General features: G+C 50.7%; 19 protein-coding genes. 7 read left to right on the forward strand and 12 right to left on the reverse strand.

Annotated features, from left to right (window positions below):
* Nucleotides 1-122 precede the first annotated feature (122 nt).
* Complete coding sequence (locus tag R3B84_18235; protein MEZ6142502.1) at nt 123-1085, reverse strand: ROK family protein; 963 nt, start codon at nt 1083-1085, stop codon at nt 123-125.
* Nucleotides 1086-1274: 189 nt separating this feature from the next.
* Here R3B84_18235 and glpK point away from each other — a divergent pair, with 189 nt between their 5' ends.
* A complete protein-coding gene (gene glpK, locus R3B84_18240) occupies nt 1275-2792 on the forward strand; it encodes a glycerol kinase GlpK (GenBank protein ID MEZ6142503.1) in 1518 nt (505 codons plus the stop codon).
* A gap of 792 nt (nt 2793-3584) precedes the next feature.
* Here glpK and dnaB read toward each other — a convergent pair.
* From dnaB to R3B84_18285, 9 genes are all read right to left on the reverse strand, one after another.
* Nucleotides 3585-4934, reverse strand: coding sequence for a replicative DNA helicase (dnaB, locus tag R3B84_18245; GenBank protein ID MEZ6142504.1), 1350 nt, complete (start codon nt 4932-4934; stop codon nt 3585-3587).
* A gap of 45 nt (nt 4935-4979) precedes the next feature.
* The gene (gene rplI, locus R3B84_18250) at nt 4980-5531 is read right to left on the reverse strand and encodes a 50S ribosomal protein L9 (protein ID MEZ6142505.1); all 552 of its coding nucleotides are present in this window, start codon (nt 5529-5531) and stop codon (nt 4980-4982) included.
* Nucleotides 5532-5574: 43 nt separating this feature from the next.
* Complete coding sequence (locus tag R3B84_18255; protein ID MEZ6142506.1) at nt 5575-6054, reverse strand: single-stranded DNA-binding protein; 480 nt, start codon at nt 6052-6054, stop codon at nt 5575-5577.
* A gap of 120 nt (nt 6055-6174) precedes the next feature.
* A complete protein-coding gene (locus R3B84_18260; protein MEZ6142507.1) occupies nt 6175-6591 on the reverse strand; it encodes a 30S ribosomal protein S6 in 417 nt (138 codons plus the stop codon).
* A gap of 56 nt (nt 6592-6647) precedes the next feature.
* Nucleotides 6648-7301 (reverse strand): aminoacyl-tRNA hydrolase, encoded by a 654-nt coding sequence (pth, locus tag R3B84_18265; protein ID MEZ6142508.1) that lies wholly within the window; start codon nt 7299-7301, stop codon nt 6648-6650.
* Between the two features lie 59 nt (nt 7302-7360).
* A complete protein-coding gene (locus R3B84_18270; GenBank protein ID MEZ6142509.1) occupies nt 7361-7987 on the reverse strand; it encodes a 50S ribosomal protein L25 in 627 nt (208 codons plus the stop codon).
* Nucleotides 7988-8303: 316 nt separating this feature from the next.
* Nucleotides 8304-8555: a hypothetical protein gene (locus tag R3B84_18275; GenBank protein MEZ6142510.1), complete on the reverse strand. Its 252-nt coding sequence runs from the start codon at nt 8553-8555 to the stop codon at nt 8304-8306.
* A gap of 103 nt (nt 8556-8658) precedes the next feature.
* Entirely contained in the window at nt 8659-9264 is a 606-nt protein-coding gene (locus R3B84_18280; GenBank protein ID MEZ6142511.1) for a hypothetical protein, read from the reverse strand.
* A 65-nt stretch (nt 9265-9329) separates the two neighbouring features.
* A complete protein-coding gene (locus R3B84_18285) occupies nt 9330-9455 on the reverse strand; it encodes a hypothetical protein (protein ID MEZ6142512.1) in 126 nt (41 codons plus the stop codon).
* 469 nt (nt 9456-9924) lie between these two features.
* Here R3B84_18285 and R3B84_18290 point away from each other — a divergent pair, with 469 nt between their 5' ends.
* The 6 genes from R3B84_18290 (at nt 9925) to R3B84_18315 (ending at nt 20909) form a co-directional block, all read left to right on the forward strand.
* Nucleotides 9925-10908, forward strand: coding sequence for a hypothetical protein (locus tag R3B84_18290; protein ID MEZ6142513.1), 984 nt, complete (start codon nt 9925-9927; stop codon nt 10906-10908).
* Between the two features lie 43 nt (nt 10909-10951).
* Nucleotides 10952-12454, forward strand: coding sequence for a hypothetical protein (locus tag R3B84_18295; GenBank protein MEZ6142514.1), 1503 nt, complete (start codon nt 10952-10954; stop codon nt 12452-12454).
* A gap of 225 nt (nt 12455-12679) precedes the next feature.
* The gene (locus R3B84_18300) at nt 12680-15751 is read left to right on the forward strand and encodes a PSD1 and planctomycete cytochrome C domain-containing protein (GenBank protein ID MEZ6142515.1); all 3072 of its coding nucleotides are present in this window, start codon (nt 12680-12682) and stop codon (nt 15749-15751) included.
* Between the two features lie 19 nt (nt 15752-15770).
* Entirely contained in the window at nt 15771-17228 is a 1458-nt protein-coding gene (locus tag R3B84_18305) for a DUF1501 domain-containing protein (GenBank protein ID MEZ6142516.1), read from the forward strand.
* Between the two features lie 99 nt (nt 17229-17327).
* A complete protein-coding gene (locus R3B84_18310; GenBank protein MEZ6142517.1) occupies nt 17328-18812 on the forward strand; it encodes an endo-1,4-beta-xylanase in 1485 nt (494 codons plus the stop codon).
* Between the two features lie 147 nt (nt 18813-18959).
* Entirely contained in the window at nt 18960-20909 is a 1950-nt protein-coding gene (locus R3B84_18315; protein ID MEZ6142518.1) for a hypothetical protein, read from the forward strand.
* Nucleotides 20910-20919: 10 nt separating this feature from the next.
* On the opposite strand, the gene R3B84_18320 is transcribed toward R3B84_18315, so the two are convergent.
* Together R3B84_18320 and thiS are read right to left on the reverse strand one after the other, a co-directional pair.
* Complete coding sequence (locus R3B84_18320) at nt 20920-21957, reverse strand: mechanosensitive ion channel (GenBank protein MEZ6142519.1); 1038 nt, start codon at nt 21955-21957, stop codon at nt 20920-20922.
* Nucleotides 21954-22988 (reverse strand): sulfur carrier protein ThiS, encoded by a 1035-nt coding sequence (gene thiS / locus R3B84_18325; protein MEZ6142520.1) that lies wholly within the window; start codon nt 22986-22988, stop codon nt 21954-21956. The genes R3B84_18320 and thiS overlap by 4 nt, the downstream gene beginning before the upstream one ends.
* Between the last annotated feature and the right edge of the window lie 9 nt (nt 22989-22997).

Raw genomic sequence — 22997 nt, forward strand, 5'->3', positions numbered from 1 at the left:
TTCATGCACTCCCGCGTTCTTAGCATGGGCGTCTCGCTCATGGGTTTTCACGGGCTGGAAGCCCGTGCTACGTTGTTCATACACTTCTGCTTTCATTGCATGGGCGTCTCGCCCATGGGTTTTCACGCAGCACTTCTCACCTGGCTGGCCAGTTCCAGCGCACCATGCAGCACCACCTCTTCACCCAGGTGGGCCGGAACGATTTCTGTCAAACCACGAAACGGTGGAAAAACCGTCTTGTCTACGACCACCCGCAGTGGGGCAAACAGTAATTCTTCCCCTAACAGCGAAACTCCACCCCCAATCACAATCCGATGGGGGCACAATAACGCAATCACAGTACAGATCCCTTTGCAGAATCCCTGTAAGGTTTTTTTCCATAGCTGCCAGGCAAAAGGATCGCTCTGTGTCAACGCCTGAGCTAATATTTTGGTATCCAGTTGCTCAGGAGTACCAGCCAGTAACAGCAGGCAATTCCCGGCCATGGGATCTCGCTTGACCTGTTCCCGCAGATAACGTTGAATACCCCAGCCGGAAGCAATTCCTTCAATTGTGCTTTCACGGCAGTCATCGTAACGTGGATCTAGTACCTGCAGATGGCCGATTTCAGCAGCTCCCCTGCCAGTTCCAGCAACCAGTTTCTGCTGCAGAACGTAACCCCCACCTACACCAGATCCCATTGTTATGTAAAACACAGATTCACAGCCTCGTCCCGCACCGATCGTCGCTTCCGCCAGCCCAGCCACATCGGCATCGTTGCCCAGGCTGGCTGGTACTTCAAAGTGCTGTTGCACCCACTCGATCAGTGTGAAATGTTCCCAGCCGCCCACCTGGTGAGAAACAATCACATTTCCCGTTGCAATATCCACGGGCCCACCAAAACCAATGCCAATTGCCTGCAATTTGCGAAAATCAAGGTTGTGATCACCACAAAACTTAGGAATCTGAGTTCGAAGCTGTGCCAGAATGCCTGCTGCCCCCAATTCGGGTGCGATGGTACTACGCCAGGAAGCGTGCAAGTGGCCATCCGCCTGACCCAGTGCCAATTGTAATTTCGTCCCACCGATTTCGATACCTAACAGCATGGCACCACCTGATTTGAATCGACAAGTCCGTTTTTTGCAAAGACTCATAGAAGTTTGTATGAATTCTGCTTTCAAGACGAGGCTTCATGTAGGAAACGTCGGTTCCAACAAACTCAGCGTGTGGAAAGTCAGCTTTTTGGCACCACAAAGCAATGGCAAGCTAATTTCTACTTTGTTACAATTGCCTGCATGATACTCTCCATTGATCAAGGAACCACCAGCACGCGGGCGATTGTCTATCAATTGCCTGACTTTCAGGTGGTGGGCACGTTTGCCAATGAAATCCAGCAGTACTACCCCGCACCTGGCTGGGTAGAACACGATGCCGAAGAAATATGGCAATCGGTGGCACATACCGTGGGGGAAGCAATTGCCCGTGCGGGGTGTTCCTCCACCGATCTGACAACGATCGGCATCACCAATCAACGCGAAACGATTGTTATCTGGGATGCCACCACTGGCAAACCGGTGGGACCGGCACTGGTCTGGCAGGATCGGCGAACCACCACTTACTGTGCCGAACGGCAAAAAGATGACCCCTGGCTGACAGCCAAAACCGGCCTGCGTAGCGATCCCTATTTCAGTGCCAGTAAACTGGCATGGATGATCGGGCAATACCAACTGCGGTCTACACTGGAACGGCGGCAGTGCCTGGTGGGAACAATCGACAGTTTTCTGTTGTGGCGATTGACCGGTGGCCAGGTGCACGCTACCGATATCACCAATGCTTGTCGGACGTTACTGTGCAACATCCAGACTGGACAGTGGGATCAGGAACTGGCCGATTATTTTGGCATTCCGCTGCAGGCCCTGCCAGCAATCCACCCCAGTGCGGGGCATTTTGGCAATACAGCCAATCTGGGTTTTCTGCCCGCAGGTATTCCGATTTCTGGGATTGCGGGCGACCAGCAGGCTGCCCTGTATGGTCATGGGCTGGAACAGGCCGGTTTTGCCAAATGCACTTATGGCACTGGTGCCTTTATGCTGTTGCACACTGGTAAGCAGCGTCCCATTTCGAAAACAGGTTTACTAACCACCGTTGCAGCCACCGCCAATGGCGAACTGAATTACGCGCTGGAAGGGAACATTTACATTGCAGGTGCGGCCATTCAATGGCTGCGCGATGCGTTGCACCTGTATACCCGCTCTGACGAAACGGAAAATCTGGCACAGGAATCGAACCCAGACGAACCGATTGTGCATGTTCCCGCTTTCGTGGGACTGGGTGCACCCTATTGGCAGGCAAACACCAACGGGGCCATTTTTGGGATCACACGCTCCACGTCAATTGCCGATTTCACCCGTGCTACACTGGAAGGTGTCGCCCACCAGGTTGCCGATCTGTGCCTGGCATGCGAACAGGATACCGGTTCGGCTTTGCAACGGCTTTCGGTCGATGGTGGTATGGCTAGAAATCTCTGGTTCCTGACCCGCCAGGCCGATCTGTTGGGAATTCCGATTACGCCTGCGATCTCGCATGAAACCACGGCTCTGGGTGCCGCCATGTTGGCAGGATACGCCCAGGGACTGTGCCCGACATCGACTACAATTGCCGCTCAGCAGGGGCAGTCAACAGTCATTGAACCCACCTGGAGCACGCCACAACGCACGCACCACCGCCGCGTGTGGCAGGCAGCGATAGAGGCAGTGATTGGTTACACCCAGGCAATTCAATTGCCCCCACCTGTTACCGCCGGGAACAATTAGGCACGTTCAGCAGATGTTTTACCAGCTCTGCTGCGGGCATCGAACTTATTCGCTTCACCATAATTAGTATTAAAGCGATAAACTACGCATTGTCGTGGATCTCTTTGCAGATTGGAGTTTGTGTTAAATGTATTACAGTAATACCACTGAAGAAGCCATAACGACCATTACAATTTTTGAAGTTTTTAATGCAATTATCGTCTATAACACATACACGAGTTACATAAAGAATCAGAAGCTCCATTTGATCATGTGCTTTCTCATTTTGTTTCCACTTCAATATATCGCAAGTTACTTTACAATGCATTCTCTGAAGTCGCCCGGTGGATATGCTTTTGAATCAATCATCATCTCTTATGTCACGTCATTTTTGCTATTCCACCTGCTAAATCGATTGCGATAGACAATTTTAGAGTTTTACAGTGATCTTAATTGTGTTCTCGATGCTTTCTTTGTAACACGTGCGTCCCGCACGTGAAGAACCGACATGGGCAGGATGCCCATGCTACGAAATTACCCAGAGTGGGATCAGATCGTTTGCTTTGTAACACGTGCGTTCCGCACGTGAGGAACAGACATGGGCGGGACGCCCATGCTACGCAGTGATTCTGACCTGAGAATTGATCTGTTTCTTTGTAGCACGTGCGTCCCGCACGTGAGGAACCGACATGGGCGGGACGCCCATGCTACGAAATTACCCAGAGTGGTATCAGATCGTTTGCTTCGTAACACGTGCGTCCCGCACGTGAGGAACCGACATGAACAGGATTCACACCATCTGATTCGATAGTGCTAAATTTCAGAGCCGAAGCCGCCGCCAGCGTAATTCTCAAAACGCATGTGGGATTTCACAAAGGTCAGCGTGATATCCCCGGTGGGGCCGTTTCGCTGTTTGGCAACCAGAACCTCAATAGTGTTGTCTTCCTGAGCACCATCAAATCGGCCTGGTCGGTGCAGGATCATACAGGTATCCGCATCCTGCTCAATCGAGCCCGATTCCCGCAAGTCTGCCAGACGTGGGCGATGGTCCTGCCGATCTTCCGAAGACCGATTCACCTGTGCCAGTGCAATGACAGGGATTTTCAGTTCCCGCGCCAGAAACTTTAAACGTCGGCTGATCTGTGCCACCTGTTCCTGCCGTGGGTCGCGACGATTTTCCGGATCAATCAACTGCAGGTAGTCAATCACTACTAACCGAATATCGTGTCGCAGTTTCAATCGTCTGGCGTTGGCGGCAATCCGTAGCATCGTCTGGGCGGGCGTATCGTCAATAAACAGCTTTGCCTTTCGCAGAATATCCCCCGCAGTATGCAGTCGACGGGAATCCTCTGCAGTCAACATTCCTTTCCGCAACCGCTGACTGTCGACGCGGGCCTGAGCAGAAAGCAGACGCTCAGCGAGTTCCACTTTCGACTGTTCGAGACTGACGAAGAACACGGGGATCTGTTCTTCCACAATGCAGTGCCGCACCACATTCAGAGCGAAGGCCGTTTTCCCCACAGATGGGCGGGCAGCAATGATCACCAGTTCAGAACTTTGCATCCCAGCCGTCAGTTGATCCAGATCCACAAACCCCGTGGGGATCCCGCTGATCGCGTTGGGGTCTTTTCGTCCCGCCCGCTGATCAATCCGAGTGTAGGCTTCATCGAGTGCTTCATACAACGTGGACGTATTACCGGTGACGCCTTTTTCGGAAATGTCCAGAATCTTGCGTTCAGCCCCACCGAGCAGTTCTTCCATGGGCTGGGATTGTTCGTAGGCATCGCGAAGAATTTCGGTGCTGGCATGGATGAGATTGCGGGCAATCGCCGCATCCCGGACGATTTTGGCATAGTATTCCGCATTTGCAGCAGTCGGTGCGGCATCCCACAGTTCTGCAAGATAACGTTCCCCACCGATATCTTCGATGAATTTCCGTTCCCGCAGGTGGTGGGCTAAAATCACAAGGTCGACCGGATGACCATCGCTGTAGACATCGCTGACCACCTGAAAGATTTTCTGGTGGGCATCTGTGTAGAAATTGTCGTGCCGCAAAATCGGCAGCACATCGTTGATTACCAGGTTATCACGTAACATGGAACCAAGAACGGATCGCTCTGCTTCCAGGTTCTGTGGTGGGAGACGAAGATCAGTACCGGCCATGAAGTAAAATCCTTTCGATGGTGACCGGCGCTAGTAAAACGAAAATTAGCGACGGGCAGCGGTTTCCGGAATGACAACCACTTCAATGTTCGATTCAATATCGAAGCCAAGTGCAATTCGAATGCTGGAATAGATACCGCACTCTTTGATTGGGGTTTCCAATCGAATCATATCGGCTTCGACCAGCAGGTTCTTGCCACGCAGTGCCTTGGTGATTTCCACCGCACCGACAGAGCCGTACAAGTGGCCGTTTTCGTTGGCGTGCGATTCGATGGTAACGGAGCGTGTGCGGATGATCTGCTCGGCAATTGCTTTCAAGTCGGCAATGCGTGCTTCTTTCATCTGGGTAACACGGATCTTGTAACGTTCCAACTGCTGCAGGTTGTGTGCCGTGGGAATCGTTGCCAGACCTTGCGGCAGTAGGTAGTTCCGAGCATAGCCGGGACGCACTTCCACCAGGTCGCCCTGGCGGCCAACGTGCAGAACATCTTCGACAAGCACCAGCAGGGTGCCGCCGTTTTTGCCTTTCTGAACCTGATTACGTTTACGCAGCTTCTTTTTTGGTTTGGGAAGTTGCGGTTGCTTTGCTTTCGCCATAACTCATCATCCAGGGCACTTTTCAGGTGCCAAGTTACACATACTAAAACGGTATATCGTCGTCGGAATCGCCACCACTGTCGGCATGATCCGAACCACTGAATCCAGAACCACTTCGGGGTGGGGCATCTTCATCCATGGAGCGGTATCCACCTCCGCTTCCCCCACCACCAGCACTGCGTGGGTCGAACAACTGAATGTTCTCTGCTACCACTTTGTGCTTGCTGCGTTTTTCGCCTGTTTTCTTATCGTCCCACTTATCCAGCAGCAGTTTTCCTTCCAGGCATAACTGCGTACCTTTCTGGCATTTCTGCTCTACGGTGTCCACTAATGTGGTGTAATCCCCACGGGAGAACACTTCCACATCAATAAACATGGGATCATCTTCCCAGCCGCTAGCAGTTTTCTTTCTACCAGAAACAGCAAAACTAAATTTGGCTACCTTGCCACCATTCGCAAATGTGCGGACTTCCGGGTCGCGGGTTAGTCGACCAATCAAAATCACGCGATTCAAGTTAGCCATCTCACGAACTCCGATTCCGGCCCCCAGATCACAGTCCACCACAATAGTAAACTGTTCGTTTGGTTGCCACAGCCTAGTAGTTTACCCCATGGGTGGTTCGTGTGAAATGTCGGTAGACAATCAATTCAAATCCGGGATGTCATCATCAATCACTTCACGGCGACCTGGTCGGAAATCTTCCGGTGGGGCACCTTCGCCACCTTCTGCATCTTCACGATAAATCTGCAGCCCCATCCGTTGATCATCCTGGGCAACTGCCAGCAATTCATCGTGCCACTTGGGATGAACAACCGAAATCTGATGACGAAGAATTTCTTCGTTCAGTCGGAAGTCCAGTTCCAGATCGGCCATCTTCTGGGTATCCAGTTTGAAGAAAGTCAAATAGTACAAACCCCGTTTGTGGGTATCCACCGGGTATGCCAACTTGCGACTTTCGTCCCACTTGCGGCTGCACAAAACTTCCGAATTGTGCTTTTCCAGCAAACCATTGATCAGATTCCCGGCCGTTTCCAGGTCGATCTTGGATGGGTCGAGCAAAACAAACATTCGTAACTATTAATTGCCATCTTCAACTACTATGTAAAAACCCAGGTTTATTGATCCGCTTGGTCTTCCGTCTTGGCGGGCGCTGAATCTCGATTCGCTGGCCGCGGTTTTTTCTTTTTCGGATTCGCATCCGGCTCCGAACCACCATTATAACGATTCATGGCCGGTTCAATCCCTTCCCGAACCCACAGCAGTGCTGCCTGTGCTGCCAGCGAAATCATCTCTTCGCAGGCTGCTTTTTCCGCCGAACGGAACCTTCCCAGCACATAATCTGCTGCATCTTCGTATTCGCCAGGCGAGCCAATACCCAGACGCAATCGCGGGTACTCTGTGCTAGCCAGCATTTCCTGAATATTTCTCAGGCCATTTTGCCCACCGTGGGTGCCTTTCGTTCGCAAACGAATCTTACCCAGTGGCAACGTCAGGTCGTCGCAAATCACCAACACCTGATCAAGGCTGACTTTGTAAAAATCTACCGCCTGCCTTACCGAACGGCCACTCAGATTCATGAAGGTCTGTGGCTTCAGGTATAGCACCTGATGGTCACTTTCCAGCGCCTCCGCAGTTTCTCCCTGAAAACGATTCTTCCAGGAACTGACACCCGGAGCTGCTGCCAGATAATCCAGCACCATGAAGCCGACGTTGTGGCGGGTCTGTTCGTACTTGGGTCCAGGATTACCTAACCCGACAACCAGTTTCATGGGAAGCATCCCCCGCGCGAAACAACATCAATACGTGGTGCCAAAACCACCAACAAGCACTACTCCGCTGCTTCTTCGGCCTTCTTCTTTGCAATCACTTCTGGTTCGGCACCAGTGTTCACCGTCAGATCGGTCGCCATTGCTGCCGGGACACGACACATCACCACAAATGCTTCTGGATCATCCAGTGCCACCACACCTTCCGGCAACACCAGCTCTTTCACATGAATTGCCTGGTCCAGCATCAGATGATCAATCTTTACGCGAATTACTTCTGGCACAGCTGTTGCAGAACATTCAATGTGCAGGCGGTGCAGTGGCTGTTCAATAGTCCCACCAGAATTGGTGCCGGGAGCAATACCTCGCAATTCCAATTCGACAGTCGTCTGCACTCGTTCATTCGCATAAACACGGCGAAAATCCACGTGCAGGATTTCCATGCCCATGTGGTCGTGCTGCATGCTTTGAATCAGGGCACTTTCTGTTTTGCCATCGATCGTCAGGTTCACTGTACGGCTATGGCTTTTCAGCACCGCATTCAGGTCTTCCTTGCTGATCACAATGGAAAAAGGCTCTTCTTTGTGGCCATAAACCGATGCCGGCACTTTGCCATTGGCTCGCAACCGAGCCGAATCACGAGAACCCAACTTGGTACGCACTTCGCTGTTCAACGTCAATACCGACATGGCAACCTACTCATTTTCAAACAAGTACACGCAAGCCCCACCCACAATTGTGTGCAGAGCCTTTCTAAAGGTAAGAGTAGAATTATGCGAATCTGGGTAACCAACTTCAAGTGGGCGTGTGAAAAATTCCAAACCAAATCAGCAAAAACCCGTTCAATTCGATCGTTTTCATATTCTTGCCCCAAAAATCTCTGAAAAAGCTTCCTTTCAACACAGATGTGGCATTCCGTTCACCATGTCCTTAATATACAGACGCTACTCAAATGGAAAAAGTTTCACTAAAAATGTTTTTTTTCAAAAATTGTCTTTATAGCTCTCAGCGGATCAGCTTAGCTTTAAGTACGCTGATAATCCGATCCAGTTCATCAAGGGGTTTCACCAGCAATTCGTCTTCAGGAGTGAGTGGCAAGCGAAGAACTTCTTCTAAAGTTTGAATTTGGCCGATCCGTAACCCGAGTACTTTCCCTTCATCTCGGCCTTCATCTCGGCCCCGCTCTTCGCCAATAATGATCCCTTCTTTCAAGCCTTCTTGTTTCGCAATTCTTTCAAATGAAGTTACGTATGGCATTTGGTTCTCCGTCAATAATTCAAATCGGACTTTGTTAAAATCTATTTCAAGTTCATCAGGTAATTTTAGCAGCCAATCGAGCAGACGCATGATTTCCCAGACCTCATCGGACGATAATTTTCGCTGGATCATTTGCCGTAGTAAGCGGCATTTGTCCTGAAAGCGTAATTGCGTTACCGTGGGTGATCAAACTGTGAATGCTGGCAGCCACGACCAGCCCCACGGGGCTGCTGTGGTTGGTTAATTCATCCAGTCTTTCGGCGTAGTCGAGCAATTTCACGAGATTGAATTCAAAGTACGAACGGGTGCCGCAAATCGATACGTCAAAAGGTTCAGAACGCCAACGTGGGTCATCGTCGGCCAGAATGGCAAAACTACAGACATTTTTGCCGTATTTTTGTCGAATCCGACAGTAGTAATCAAACATTCTCTCAGGCAACATGGGATCCCTTTGTGCCTGCACTTCGAAGTGAATGAACAGCACAATGGGTTCCGTGGGTGATAAATGGCTTCCCACTTCGAAGAGGGCATCGGCACGCACCATGCCCGCATCGGAATCGGGCAGCAAGGTGCGTAATTCGGTATCGAGCGAACGAAAACCCGCATCCCAGTCGAAGGTGGGATACCATTGTGGGAAGAGAATCTCAAAAATATCGGGCAGGAAGTTTTCCAGCGTCTCTTTCCAGGGAGAATCAAATTCGCGGGTCATTGGCAAATCTGAGAAAAGTTTCAGAATAATTTATCTGAAATTACTAAGAATGTCAGAATAAGAAGTTATTCCCCCACTTCCAGTTCCGATTGTGGGACATCCTTGAGCTTGTTTTTATCGTTCGGATCGGAGGAACCACAACCGATGCTCAGCATCAACACCACAGAAACCAGAATCATTCGCAAGATCATATTATTTACCGATTGATTATATAGCAAGCATAGAATGCACAGTGATGCCCACAGCATGATTTTATGCTTCCCCACCGTAGTGGCAGAAAATATTGTGAAAAGCCCCTACTGGTAGTTACTGGAATTAGCTACAAATCTCGAGCATGGTGCATCACTTATTTAACAGCAGCGCTTACAGGGAGAACAAGTGCGTTGTTTATGTAGGCATCACCACTGAAAACCTGGTGCTGATTCCAAATGATGTGGCAAAATTCTTCAACTCGTTTGAATTATTGCCAGTCAAATAACGGATTATGGAAATCAGAGCGACTTTTACAAGTTGATCGTGTCAGTAGCAAAATTTTCAATCAGATATAAGTAACCTCAATATCCCCCAAAACAAACCACCGTTAAAATTTGCACAATCGGGCGAATGTTCTGGTACAATACTCTCAACGAATCATCCTGAAGAGCAATGAGACGCGGATAAATGAGGGTTTTTTCACAAATTGTGCTGTTGTTTCTTGTTGGACAGATCTCTGCTGCACCGGTAAAGCCACCTGCGGCACCCAAAGTGGACCTGGACCCCGAAGCCGTTCAGGTGTGGGGCAACGCAGATGTGGTGCTCGTTGCCACCATTACGGAAGCACTGGCAGGTCCAGTGGGGCTTTCAGACCCGCCGTTATATAGCTTTCAACTGCGGTTGCAGATCGAAGAAAGCCTGCGTGGTGGATATCCAAAAGGGAACGAAGTACGGGGCTACTATTCCATCCGCACTCGAAACAAGCCCGAATTTGTGAAAGGCACCAAAGTGGTGGTCGCTGGCAACAACGCCCGCCAACTGGTTCTGACCAAAATTGAAACTGCGGACGACAAATTGCTGGCACAGGCCCGCAATGGTACCGCACTGCCAGTGGGCTGGAAACTGGACGGAGACAAACTGATTTCCCCCTGGGCTGGTATCGCCAATTTCTGGAACTTGCCCAAAGATCCTAACCAGCAACTGGCATGCAGTGTCAGTGGCCGACCAATTGCCTACCTGGGAAAATCTTTTCAGTTCACATGTGAACCAGTCCCACCGCCAAGAGAAGTGAAATTTGCTAATCCGGATGGCGATGGGATCTACAAAGTGAGTCTGAAAAATACTACTGCCGACGAATTGTATGTGCCTTGTTTACTTGCACGCGATGGCAAGCCCTTGTGGAAAGAAAGCCTTCTGATTATCTGTCAGGATAAAGTCTATACCATCCCCGGCTGTGGGAAGGTGGCAGCCACAGACACCCTGTTTACGTTGAAAGCGGGCGAAGAAGTCAGTACTACCGTCAATGCACTGGAACTGGACGGCCCGCAATGGCCACGTGGGGGCTATCGGATCGGCTTCACCTTTGTTCTGGGCGAAAAAGCGATTACCAAATCGTTTTATTATCTCTCCCGCCACCACGATCCAATCCGCGACGCACTGAAGAAAAAGTAGTCGAACACGTCCGCACCCCGCCGCTTTTTCTATATCGGGTATTATGAGCAAGGACGATCATCCCACCCCCCGCAGCAGGATTGCTGTCAGTGTGCTATCGAACTGGCTGGTGCTTTTTGCCACCATTGCCAGTAGTTTCTTTTTAATGCCATTTCTGATTCGCCAGCTGGGCTCCGACAAATACGGTGCCTGGGTCATGGTGGAATCGTTTCTGGCCTACCTGATGATCTTCGACATTGGGATTGCCGCCTTCATCGTGCGCCATGTTGCCCGTAGCCGCACCACCCAACAGTGGGCAGAATTGAACGAAACCATCTCCACCGCGTGGTTTGTCTACCTGATTCTGGGTGGGGGAATCATCCTTACCGGTTCGATTGCGGTAGGAATTTACGAGTTGGCAGCACCCACCACTCCGGGGGTGCCACTGGCCACGATTGGCTGGTCGATGGTGTTGGCATTGGGGATCAGCCTGCCACTGACCCTGTTTTCGTCAATCCTGGATGGCTTCGAACGTTTTGGCAGCAAAAGTCTGGTGCGTCTGCTGGGCATCGGCCTGCGGGCGATTCTGCTGGTGATTTTTCTGCCACAACATCCGAATCTGCAGGCAGTTGCGGCGATTCAAATCGGCACCATGCTCTTTGAAAATGTGGGAATGTATCTGCTCTGTCGGTGGGTGTTGCCGGAAATGCAGATTCGCAGAAATCTCGCCCGCCGCCACGCCTGGCGGTCGATCAGAAATTACACATCCCACTCGCTGGCAATCCTGATTGGCAACCGCATGGCGGTGCAAACGATTCCGATGATCATTGGTGCCCTGATTGGACTAGCCGCAGTCACCTGGTACGCGATTCTTTTCCGACTGATCGATTATGCCCGCCTGTTGCTGCGGAGTGCCAGTGCCGTTCTACTGCCACGGTTCAGTGCGGTGGGCAAACAGTCCCCACAGCAAGTGGGGGAGTTATTTCTGGTTTCCTGTCGCTGGTCGCTTTATCTGCTGGTCATCATTGCCGCAGGGCTGATCTGCCTGGGAAAACCGTTTTTGCAACTCTGGCTGGGGCCCACCATTCTGGAAGGGAACTCGTTCTGGCCATTACGGATCATGGCGGTGGTATTGCCGGTTGCGGGGTTGCAAACGGTGGCCACACGTTACCTGTATTCGGCAGAATTGCTGCACCCACTGACCCGGTGGACGTGGTATGAAGCGATTGGCGTGATACTGCTGGTTCCGCTTGGCAGTTGGTGCTACCACCTTTCGGGTGCCATCATTGCGATGTCTCTGGTGAATCTAATCGCTTCGGTTGGTTTAATTTCAGTGGTTCGCAACCTGCTGGCTATCCGCTGGCAAGCACTGCTGCAACAGGCGATTCGTCCCATGCTGGCTGGCAGTGGCAGTTTTCTGGTCTGGCAACTGCTCCCCACCACGATTGGCACGTGGTTCACACTGATCTGGGTGGGTGCATCTGGAACTCTGGCAGGCCTGTTGCTGATATTGATGTTGGAATATGTGCGAAAGCCGATTTCCCCTGCGAGGAGAGGGGTGGCGTAGCCGGGGTGAGGTCAAAGCGTGAAGCTTCGCGGCTTTGTGTGAGAATCTTTTAATGAATCTTAATGAGTTCCTTTACCCACCTTTCCTCGCAGGGAAAGGAGAGCAGGACAAAAACTACCTTCCACAAAGAAATTTTGTGGTAATGCAGATATTCTGCTGCCATTTATCGTGTCGTTTGGTGTAAAATAACAGTCCTACCTTTAAGATGTGAAGATGAAACCGAACATGAAATATCTCTGCTCTCTGTTGGTTCTGTTGCCGTTTTCTGTGGGGTCGGCCCAGCAACCACTGCCAGCCGATCATGCTCAGAAAATGGTACAGGGCACGAAATTATTCAACCAGCATGTCCGCGCGATTCTCATCAAGCACTGTCTGGCCTGCCACGGTGGGGAAAAAACCGAAGGTGAACTGGAAATCATTGAACGTGCTCACCTGCTGGAAGGTGGGGATCGTGGTCCGGCAATTGTTCCCGGTGAACCAGACAAAAGCCTGCTTTACCTGATGATGACGCACGCCAAAAAGCCCACGATGCCGTACAAACTGCCCAAACTGCCCGCAGCCGACTTGCAGCATGTGCGGGAATGGATTGCCCTTGGGGCACCGTATGACAAGCCACTGCTGGATCGGGCGTCTGCCACTGCGTGGACAGAAAAGAAAATTGAAGCAAACGATCGTAAACACTGGTCGTTTCAACCGTTAAAGCCTGTGGAGTTGCCCGATCTGAAAGACGCACCGTGGGCAAAAACGGAGATTGATCGTTTTATTCTGCAAAAACTGCAGCAGGCAAAGCTGGCTCCTAACCCACAAACCGACCCACGTCATCTCATCCGACGTGCGTACTTCGATTTAATCGGGATGCCACCCACACCTGCAGAAGTGGAAGAATTCACCAAAAACTTCTCTGAACAGACATATGCAGAATTAATCGATCGCCTGCTTGATTCGCCCCACTACGGCGAACGGTGGGGCAGACATTGGCTTGATCTGGCGCGTTTTGCCGAAAGCCATGGCTTTGAACACGACTACGACCGGCCCAGTGCCTACCACTATCGTGATTTTGTTATTAAAGCTCTGAACCAGGGCATGCCCTATGACCAGTTCGTTCGCTGGCAGCTTGCGGGTGATGAACTGGCACCGAAAGATCCACTGGCGCTGATGGCCACCGGCTTTCTGGCGGCAGGGGTTCATTCCACACAGATCACCAAAAACGAAGTGGAAAAGCATCGTTACGATGAAATGGATGATATGCTGAGCACTACGACAACAGCCATGCTTGGCCTGACGGTGGGCTGTGCACGTTGTCACGATCATAAATACGATCCGATTCCCGCCGCAGATTACTACCGAATGCTTTCCACTTTTACAGCCACGGTGCGGAGTGAACAGGAATTACAACTTAAGCCGGAACGTTATCTGGCTGCCAAACAGAAGTTCGACCAGGAACTGGCACCACTGAAGACAGCATTAGAACAGTATGAAGCGAAGGGGCTGGCAGAAAACTTTGCCAGGTGGGAAAAGCAACCCCAGCAGCAAGCCTTATTTAACGGTTGGATCATTCCTACGATGGAATCCACCAAGGCAGCAGGTGGTGGGAAGTTTGAACTGCAAAGTGATGGCAGTTATTTGATTACCGGGAACAACCCCACGCTGGAAACACTGAGTTTTCGCTTTCAGACATCGCTGAAACGCATCACGGGCCTGCAAATTGAAGCACTGACGCACGCCAGCCTGGTGAAAAAAGGGCCGGGTCGTGCGGCAAATGGGAACTTCTGCCTGACTGATCTGCAAGTCACTTATCAGGTGGGTAAGGCACCTGCAGTGCCGGTCAAATTAAAGAACCCCATCGCCACCTTCAACCAGAAGGGGCTGGGCATTGAAGGTGCCATCGATGCCGACCCGGTCACTTCCGGTTGGGCCGTTGATCCACAGTTTGGCCACGACCACGCTGCAGCTCTGGAGTTTGACCAGGCTATTAGCAGTAATGAACCGGTTACCATCGTGGTAACGATGAAGTTCCACAATAATGTGAAGCACGGCATGGGTCGCCCACGCCTGGGCATTACGGATCAGACTGCGCTGCCCAAGTTGCTGGCCGAAGCGATTCCGGAAAGTGCGGTGCTGGCCTTCCAAACACCAGCAGACAAACGCACTCCCGCCCAACGCCAGGCATTGTTGACGTATTTCAAACGACTGGATCCGGAATGGAAACGCCTGAATAATATTGTGGTCGCCAAGCAGAAACAGGAACCAGTGCCGGAAAAAGTGAAGGTGCTGATTTCTTCTGAAGGATTGCCTGCGGTGCGGCTGCATACTCAGGGCGAAGACGTACTGAAAGAAACCCACTTCTTGCGACGTGGGGACCCAAATCAGAAAGAAGGGGTTGCACCAGCCGGTTTTCTGCAGGTTCTGGTCCATTCGGAGAAACAGAATCGATGGCAGGCTGCCCCACCTTCCGGTTCCAAATTGACGTACCGCCGGACAGCATTTGCCAATTGGATGACTGATGTTGAGCAGGGAGCTGGTTCTTTACTGGCACGGGTGATCGTTAATCGATTGTGGCAGCACCACCTGGGGCGGGGAATTGTGTCGACACCCAGCGATTTTGGCGTGCGTGGTGCCCCACCAAGCCATCCAGAACTGCTTGATTATCTGGCCAATCAACTCATTCAGAATGGCTGGCAATTGAAGAAAATGCACAAAGCAATCATGATGAGTGCTGTCTATCGGCAGACTTCAGAAGTGGATGAGGCCCGCAGTAAACAGGACCCACAGAATGAACTGTGCTGGCATTTTCGCCCACGTCGCCTGGAGGCGGAAGCCATTCGGGATTCTCTGCTGAAGCTCAGTGGGACGCTGGATCCGACGATGTTTGGCCCGGGCACATTACAGGAAAGTATGAAACGCCGAAGTATCTATTACACGGTGAAACGGAGCAGGTTGATTCCGATGCTCATCGTGTTTGATGCCCCTGATGGCACCGTGGGTGTGGGAGAGCGAATTTCAACGACGATTGCCCCACAGGCTCTGTTTTTGATGAACAATCCAGACGTTCGCACCTGGGCAAAAGCATTTGCGGATCGAATTGTGAAAAAAGCGAGCGACCCTGCGAACATGGTATCGGCGGTCTATCTGGAAACATTATCGCGCCTGCCCACAGCCGAAGAACAGGCGCGTGCGGTGCAGTTTCTGGAGCGCCAGACCAAAGCATACACCAATCAGGGCAATAGCGCGGTGCTGGCACTGGCAGATTTTTGCCAGGTGGTGTGGTGCTTAAACGAAACAATTTACGTGGATTGATTGCGAAGGAGCAACAACGATGAATATTCCCCATTACTTTGCCCCACCTGCTCCCGAGTTTCATAGTCGAAGAGATTTTCTTCGCACGGCTGGCAACGGACTGGGTGTGGTGGCCCTTTCCACATTACTGCAGGAAAGTGGCTTTGCCGCACCCGCGACTTCGGTTGATCCGCTGGCACCAAAACAGCCCCACTTTGCAGGTAAGGCGAAGTCGGTGATCTGGCTGTTCATGAACGGTGGGCCTTCTCAGGTCGATACCTGGGATTACAAGCCGGAACTGGCCAAACGCGATGGTCAGGAGCTGCCAGGCTTCGATAAGAACACGGGCTTCTTCACCGGTCAGGTGGGGCCGTTAATGAAATCGCCGTTCGAGTTCAAACAACATGGCAAGTCAGGCACCTGGGTAAGCAGTCTGTTCCCGGAAATGGCAAAACATGTCGACAAGATGGCGTTTATCCACTCCTGCTGGACAGATTCAAACAACCACTCCCCGGCACTTTTTAAGGTAAACACTGGCATGGCCCGCATGGGTTTTCCCTGCCTGGGTTCATGGGTGACTTACGGCCTGGGCAGTGAAGGGCGTGATCTGCCAGCTTTCTGCGTGATGTACGATACGCTTGGACGTGGCGTGCCGAAAGGCCATTCCCAGAACTGGGGCGCAGGTTTTCTTCCCAGTATTTTCCAGGGCACTGCCTTCAAGCCTCAGGGACAACCGATTGATAATCTGCAGCGGCCCAAAGAAATGCTTGATCAGCACCAGCGTGCTCAGTTGGATCTGCTGAAACAGTTGAACCAGAATCAGCAACTGGGTGGCAATCTGGATGCAGAACTGGCGGCACGGATTGAAAATTTTGAGCTTGGCTACCGCATGCAGATGGCCGCACCGGATGCCCTGGATTTAACCAAAGAAACCAAAGAAACGCAATCGCTGTATGGCCTGGATAATCCCAAGGCGACGCACTTCGCCAAGCAGTGCCTGGTGGCACGCCGGCTGGTGGAACGTGGTGTACGATTCGTGCAGATCTACAGTGGTGGGATGGAAAACGATCTGAGCTGGGATGGCCACAGCAATATTGCGAAGAACCACGGCCGCTTTGCTGCAGAAACAGACCAGCCAATCGCTGGCCTGCTTTCCGATCTGGAACGCCGAGGGTTGCTGGATTCCACGTTAGTGATCTGGGCAGGTGAGTTTGGCCGTTTGCCGATTGTGCAGAAAGGCAGTGGAGGCCGAGATCATAATCCCCACGCATTTACTGCCTGGTTTGCAGGTGGGGGTGTCAAGCCGGGAGTTCATCACGGTGCCACCGATGAGGTGGGATTTAAAGCCGTGACCGATCGGGTGAGTATTAATGATTTTCACGCCACAATCCTCCACCTGCTGGGACTGGATCACAAAAAATTAACATTTCGGTTCAACGGTCGCGATTTCCGCTTGACCGATGTGGCAGGGAATGTGGTGGAGAAGATTCTGGCATAGAGATACTTTTTTCGATTTCTCAGGTTCTTCAGGCCGAAAATTTTCTATCTTGAAGATTTGGGGCCTGAAAGTAATTCGCTTCGTATCGGTATCCCATGCATGGGTGTGATCAAGTTTCATCTACCGGACAACATCAAGATACCGCCAGGTATTGAACTGCAGCATGCTGCCATGCTCAGCAGCCATGATCGACTGCCGTTTCCTGGTATTGTGACTGTTGAAAACGGCCTGCTGACAATTCAACGGGAAAATAATGAAAGCGGTCCCATGACAATCCCATGGGATATTCCGGATACTGGTCGGTTAATGACCCCCACCACCACGTTAATGGAACGCCCGCAACCCTACTATCTGATGGTGGAACTGGCCCGCGGCAAAATTAATCAGGTGCGGAACCAGTACAACGACTGGCTGATGGGTGGCCTGACACCGATTCCTGAAGTCGAATTTCTGTTGAAACAAGGCACTAACCAACTACGGGAAGCAATTCTGGATGCAGGACTGCCGGAAAGTGCTGTGCGAGGTGAAGACGCTCTGGCCTGTGCTTTTGATGCAGCAGACACGATGACCCGTGCCTACACCAAGCAGGTTTTTGGCTTACGGCACGCACGACAAGGGAAGTTCGATACCGCTTTTGGCTGTCGCATTCCAAAGCTTCCTTCACAGGAACTTCAGGATATTTACCGCCTGTCGTTCAATACGATTACCATCCCGCTGTCCTGGAATCTGATTGAGCCTGATGAATCAACCTATTTCTGGGATGATGCTGACCGGGTTTTAGAGTGGGCCACCAAACGAAATTTGCGTGTCTATGCCGGGCCTGTCATTGACTTTACCCCCGCAGCAATGCCCGCCTGGGTGCAGGAAAACGATTACGATCCTGTAACCCTGCGAAGTTTAATGTGTGATTATGTAGAAACCGTGGTTACGCGGTATCGTGATCGGATTAAACGTTGGTTGATTACAACCGGGTCTAATGGAACGCCACTATTCAGTTTTCCCGAAGACGAACTGATTAAATTGACAGCAAGTGCTGCGGATGCGGCCTGGCAAATTGACAGCGAATTGGAACTGGTGATTGGGGTGGCTCAACCTTGGAGTGAGTATCTCACCACCACCGATTATGAATATTCCGGGTTGATCATTGCCGATACCCTGTTACGGGCTGGCCTGCCTTTTCACGGAGTAGAAGTGGAACTGCTGATGGGCACCACCCCGCGTGGTAGCTATTGTCAGGATTTGTTATCCACCTCCCGCATGTTAGACCACTTTGGGATGCTGGGAGTGCCAATTTCGGTGGCATGCAGTTACCCATCTTCCAGAAAAACCGATCCGATCTGCCCTGGAGAAGTGGTGCACGCTTCCGGTTTCTGGAAAGATATTTCACCGGAAGCTCAAGCAGACTGGGCCAGTAGCTTTTTAAATGTGATGCTTTGCAAGGGCTACATCGAAAATATCTGTTGGGACCATTTTTCCGATGTTGATTTCCACCGCACCCCAAATAGTGGACTGGTGGACCCCCACGGAGCATTAAAGCCTGCGTTAGAGAAGTTACGCGAAATCCGACTTACCCACCTGGCTTGAAAAATGAAGATTCGATGAGGAAATCATATCTTTCGCTGCACCCCGACGATAAGGTGTCCTCAAATCCATTTTTTTGCGTTATCCTGTTGAATTGCGGTTGAATTGTTCAGTGATCAACCGAGTTTGCCTGACAAATAGGAGAATCGTATGCACCGTTTTCGACAGAAGTTACCACTATTGCAAGCAATCATGATTCTTGCTGCATGCACCTTTCCTTCAGTTTCCACTGGCGAGGAACTGAAAATTCAGGGTGCCACGGTGTTAATGCACGGCCCACTGAATGTGAAGTTGAAACAGGTGATTTTTGATGGCCAACCGGCAGAAACGAAGCAAGTGACCTTGTGGATGTTGACCACTAAGAAATTTTTCTATCGCGAAGCAGGAAAACCTGGCACCAAAACTATCGAAGCTCGCCCGAATATTCTGGAGATCGAAGGTACACAGGACGGAAAAAAACTGACTTGGGTATTCGATCGCGACAACAAAGGTTTCGCACTGTTCAAAAACGGCAAAGAAGTGCAGGAAGTCATCCCGCAGCAGATAATTGACATCCGTACCCCACCTGATTCAAATGGGCTGAAGAGTTCTGATCTTGCTTTCTGGTATCTGGAGCGACTGTATCTGGAAATGTGGGCAAATCCCTGGAATCGAGATTCGGTACAACGGGAACTGAAAACACTGGAGAGTCTCGCTGGAATTGACGCACGTACTGCCCCATTAATCCGCACACTTTCTCGCTATATTGATGCCGCCAATGAACTCGATCAATTCATTCAGGATAAATACAGCCAGGAACAACGGGATGAACTTGCTTTCAAGAACGATAAAGCGAATATCAATTCTTTACGAGGAATCGGCAATCTTGGTGGTCTGCTTGGTCTGTATTATGCAGATAATACCCGTGACCAGTTTGATATTGCCAGCAGTATGCTGAAGATGAATGCCAATGCCGACAAGAAACTGGCAGAATTGGATAGTGCCCTGGCCCGATTGAAATCTGAAAATGAAGCGGAAATTAAACGCAGAACCAGTTCAATGTTCCATTTGAAGACTACGACATTCGGATCATTCTGGGATTTTGGCAATCTCTATTACAAACGCCCTGATGCAGAGGCACAGAAAAAATTGTATACCGATTTGAGTAATGCGATGTCCCGTCAGGATCATTTGACTTTACGCAATTTGTATGCATCGTTCGGTAAAGAAGCCAATCCGTTTTTACTTTCTGATCTGATGCGAAGCACCATCCAGGCTGAGAAAAATGTGGAAAAACTGGATTCTCTCTCTTTGCAGATTGATGGTGAGTTTGAGAAAATTTACCGAAAAATCGATAACCAGGGTCTTGGACTGGTCATGCGACTGGTGGCCTTGCGTGAGTTGGTCTTCTTAAAACTGTTGATTGCAAAAGTTCAGGCAGATGATGATCCGTGGTCGCAAATGTACAATCCCAATGCAGGCTATGCCGCATCGCTGGCTAAACAGATCCTGGAGATTCCTGGGATCACTGATTTTGCTACTCGGCTGCGGTTATACAGTACGTGGGCACATTTCCTTGCTGGACAGATTGATGCGGCAATTGATCAGGCTGAAACACTGAAAGCACTTCTTCCCAAAAATGCCGAGTTCTGGTTGCGGTATAGCCAGATGCTGGGTTCTCGAAATCAGCCTGGAGATGTTGCCAAAGCACTGGATGCAGTGAAAGCCTGCATAGAAGATGCGAAGTATCCCCACGTGAAAGTGTTGCGGGATTCGAGAGATCTGTTTAACTTGCGATCGTCGCCGAAGTTTGCCCAGATGGTGGGGGTCACTTTTGAAGTGAGTTTTTATAATCGCAATCAGAATCGCTTTTTGTTTGCTCCGGTGGCAACGAACACTTTAACCAATCGGAGTAGTTTTGATTTGACCGATGTTCTGGTAATCTACACGGTGGAAGATACAGCACGTCGAGTTCGCACGACTGTAAAAGACAACGCATCGATTTATATGCTTCGGCAGGGGCAGGAAATGAAATTATCTCCTCCGACACTGAGCAGGACACAACGGCTGGCAAAAATTGAGCTTCAATGTGACCAGGGGAATGCCGTACTGGGTAAATAGGTACTCTACTTCAATCTTTTTTCTCTTTGGCATCGATCACAATTTTCAGCTTCGCCTTTTGCGATTTCAGCCGTTCCTTCAGTGCGGTGTGATCGTCGTTACTACCTTCTTTGATCTGTTCCTCCAGTTCTTTGATCTCTTTTTCCAATGATTGTTGCGTCGCTTCAATTTTCTCTGCCTGTTCTGCTTTGTCAAACATCATTTCTTCAATCTGTTTTTTGCCAGATTCAGCATGATGTTCGACGGCATCTGCAGGGACAAACTTCGTTTCCATCGTGGTTTGTCGTTGGTTCATGATTGTGGGAGACATAATTTCCACTCCGGCTGCGTGCAGTACATCCAGAATTTTCTTGCACAGGTTGGAACGAGCGGTCAGCAGATTTTTGATGTCATCCAGAAAACCAGAAACACGGTACGTTACCGCAAAGTTACCCAATTCCATAATTCGTACAAATGGATCGGTCAATTCAGCTTCGTGTGCGGCATCCTCCAGCAGTTTACATAATTTCTCATGATGAGTATCGTACCCCAGCGTTAAACTGGTCGATACCAGCGTGCCAGACGTGCGTACTACTGTTACCGGATTGGTAATCAGAAACAGATTGGGCAACATCGTCAGTTCGCGGTCTTCCGTCTGAATTTCGGTATCCAGTAAACCACGTTGGGTCACACGGCCAAAATGTTCTTTCACCCGAATATAGTCGCCCGTTCGAAAGCATCGCGTTGAGCGGAGCATCAGACCAGCCATGGCATTAGATACGATTGTAGTAGAGGCCAGAGCAATAATACCTGATGCCAGCAATCCCAGTACCGTAAAGAGTTGATTACGAATCTCGCTTGTGATGGGAAGAGCCAGAATCGTCGCAATTATGCCAAAAAAAGCAAATCCGGCCAGACCCAGTTGTCTTGGAAGTCGCTTTTCCTGTTCCAGCACCAGGCTTTTACGTAAAAACAACCAGCGAAGACCGATGAACAATACCACAATGATCGCCACAACGAACAAGGTGGGCACTAATGGGCGAAAAAATGCCTCAAGTTGGCTGATCATTTCGTTGTGATGCTCTGATGAATTAAGCCTTCCATCGGACTGCTGGCATTTGCGTACAGTTTCTTCGGAATGCGACCTGCAAGGTAAGCAAACCGACCCGCTTCGCAGGCGTATTTCATTGCCAAGGCCATTCGCACGGGATCTTTCGCACTGGCGATTGCGGTATTCAACAATACCCCATCGCATCCCAGTTCCATGGCAATAGCCACATCGCTTGCGGTGCCCACACCGGCATCAACAATCACCGGATAATCAGGATCGCCATCTTTCAGATATTCCAGAATAATCCGAATGTTGGTGGGGTTCTGAATGCCCTGCCCACTGCCGATGGGACTGCCTGCAGGCATCACACTGACCGCACCTGCCTGTTTCAGTCGACGGGCCAGAATCGGATCATCCGTGGTGTATACCAGCACCTGAAAACCTTCAGCCACCAGTATTTCCGTTGCCTTCAGTGTGTCAATCGGATCGGGCAACAGCGTTTTTGGATCTCCCAGACATTCCAGTTTCACCCAGTCTGCCCCTGGGTTGCCCATGTTGGTCAGCAGTTCCCTGGCCAGACGTGCGTGGCGAATGGCATCTTCCGCACTGAAACACCCAGCCGTGTTGGGCAGGATGGTGTAGCGATTCAGGTCGAGTGCATCCAGGAGATTGCGCCCATCCCGATCAATCAGGCGTTCGCGACGCACTGCCACAGTGGTCACCTCGCAGCCACTGGCATCAAGTGATTCCTGCATCAATTCGAATGTGCCGTATTTGCCCGTTCCAGTAAACAATCGACTGCTGAAAGTGAACTTCCCCACTTTCAGTGGTTGATCTGCTGGGACGGCTCCCCCACCAACAAGCGTCACAATCTCCAGACGGTCATGGTGCTGCAAAGTCACTTGCTCATGTTCCCGCCTGGGGATAACCAGGCGGTTCAGTTCCACTGCAGTCTTCATCGGATCGATATTTAACTGCTGTAGCAATGTGGCCAGTGTCAGTGGCTGCTCAAGCTGCTTCACCTGATCGTTAATTGTAATTTCCAACATAGCGCCTTT

The organism is Zavarzinella sp., from assembly GCA_041399155.1.
Taxonomy (GTDB): Bacteria; Planctomycetota; Planctomycetia; order Gemmatales; family Gemmataceae; genus JAWKTI01.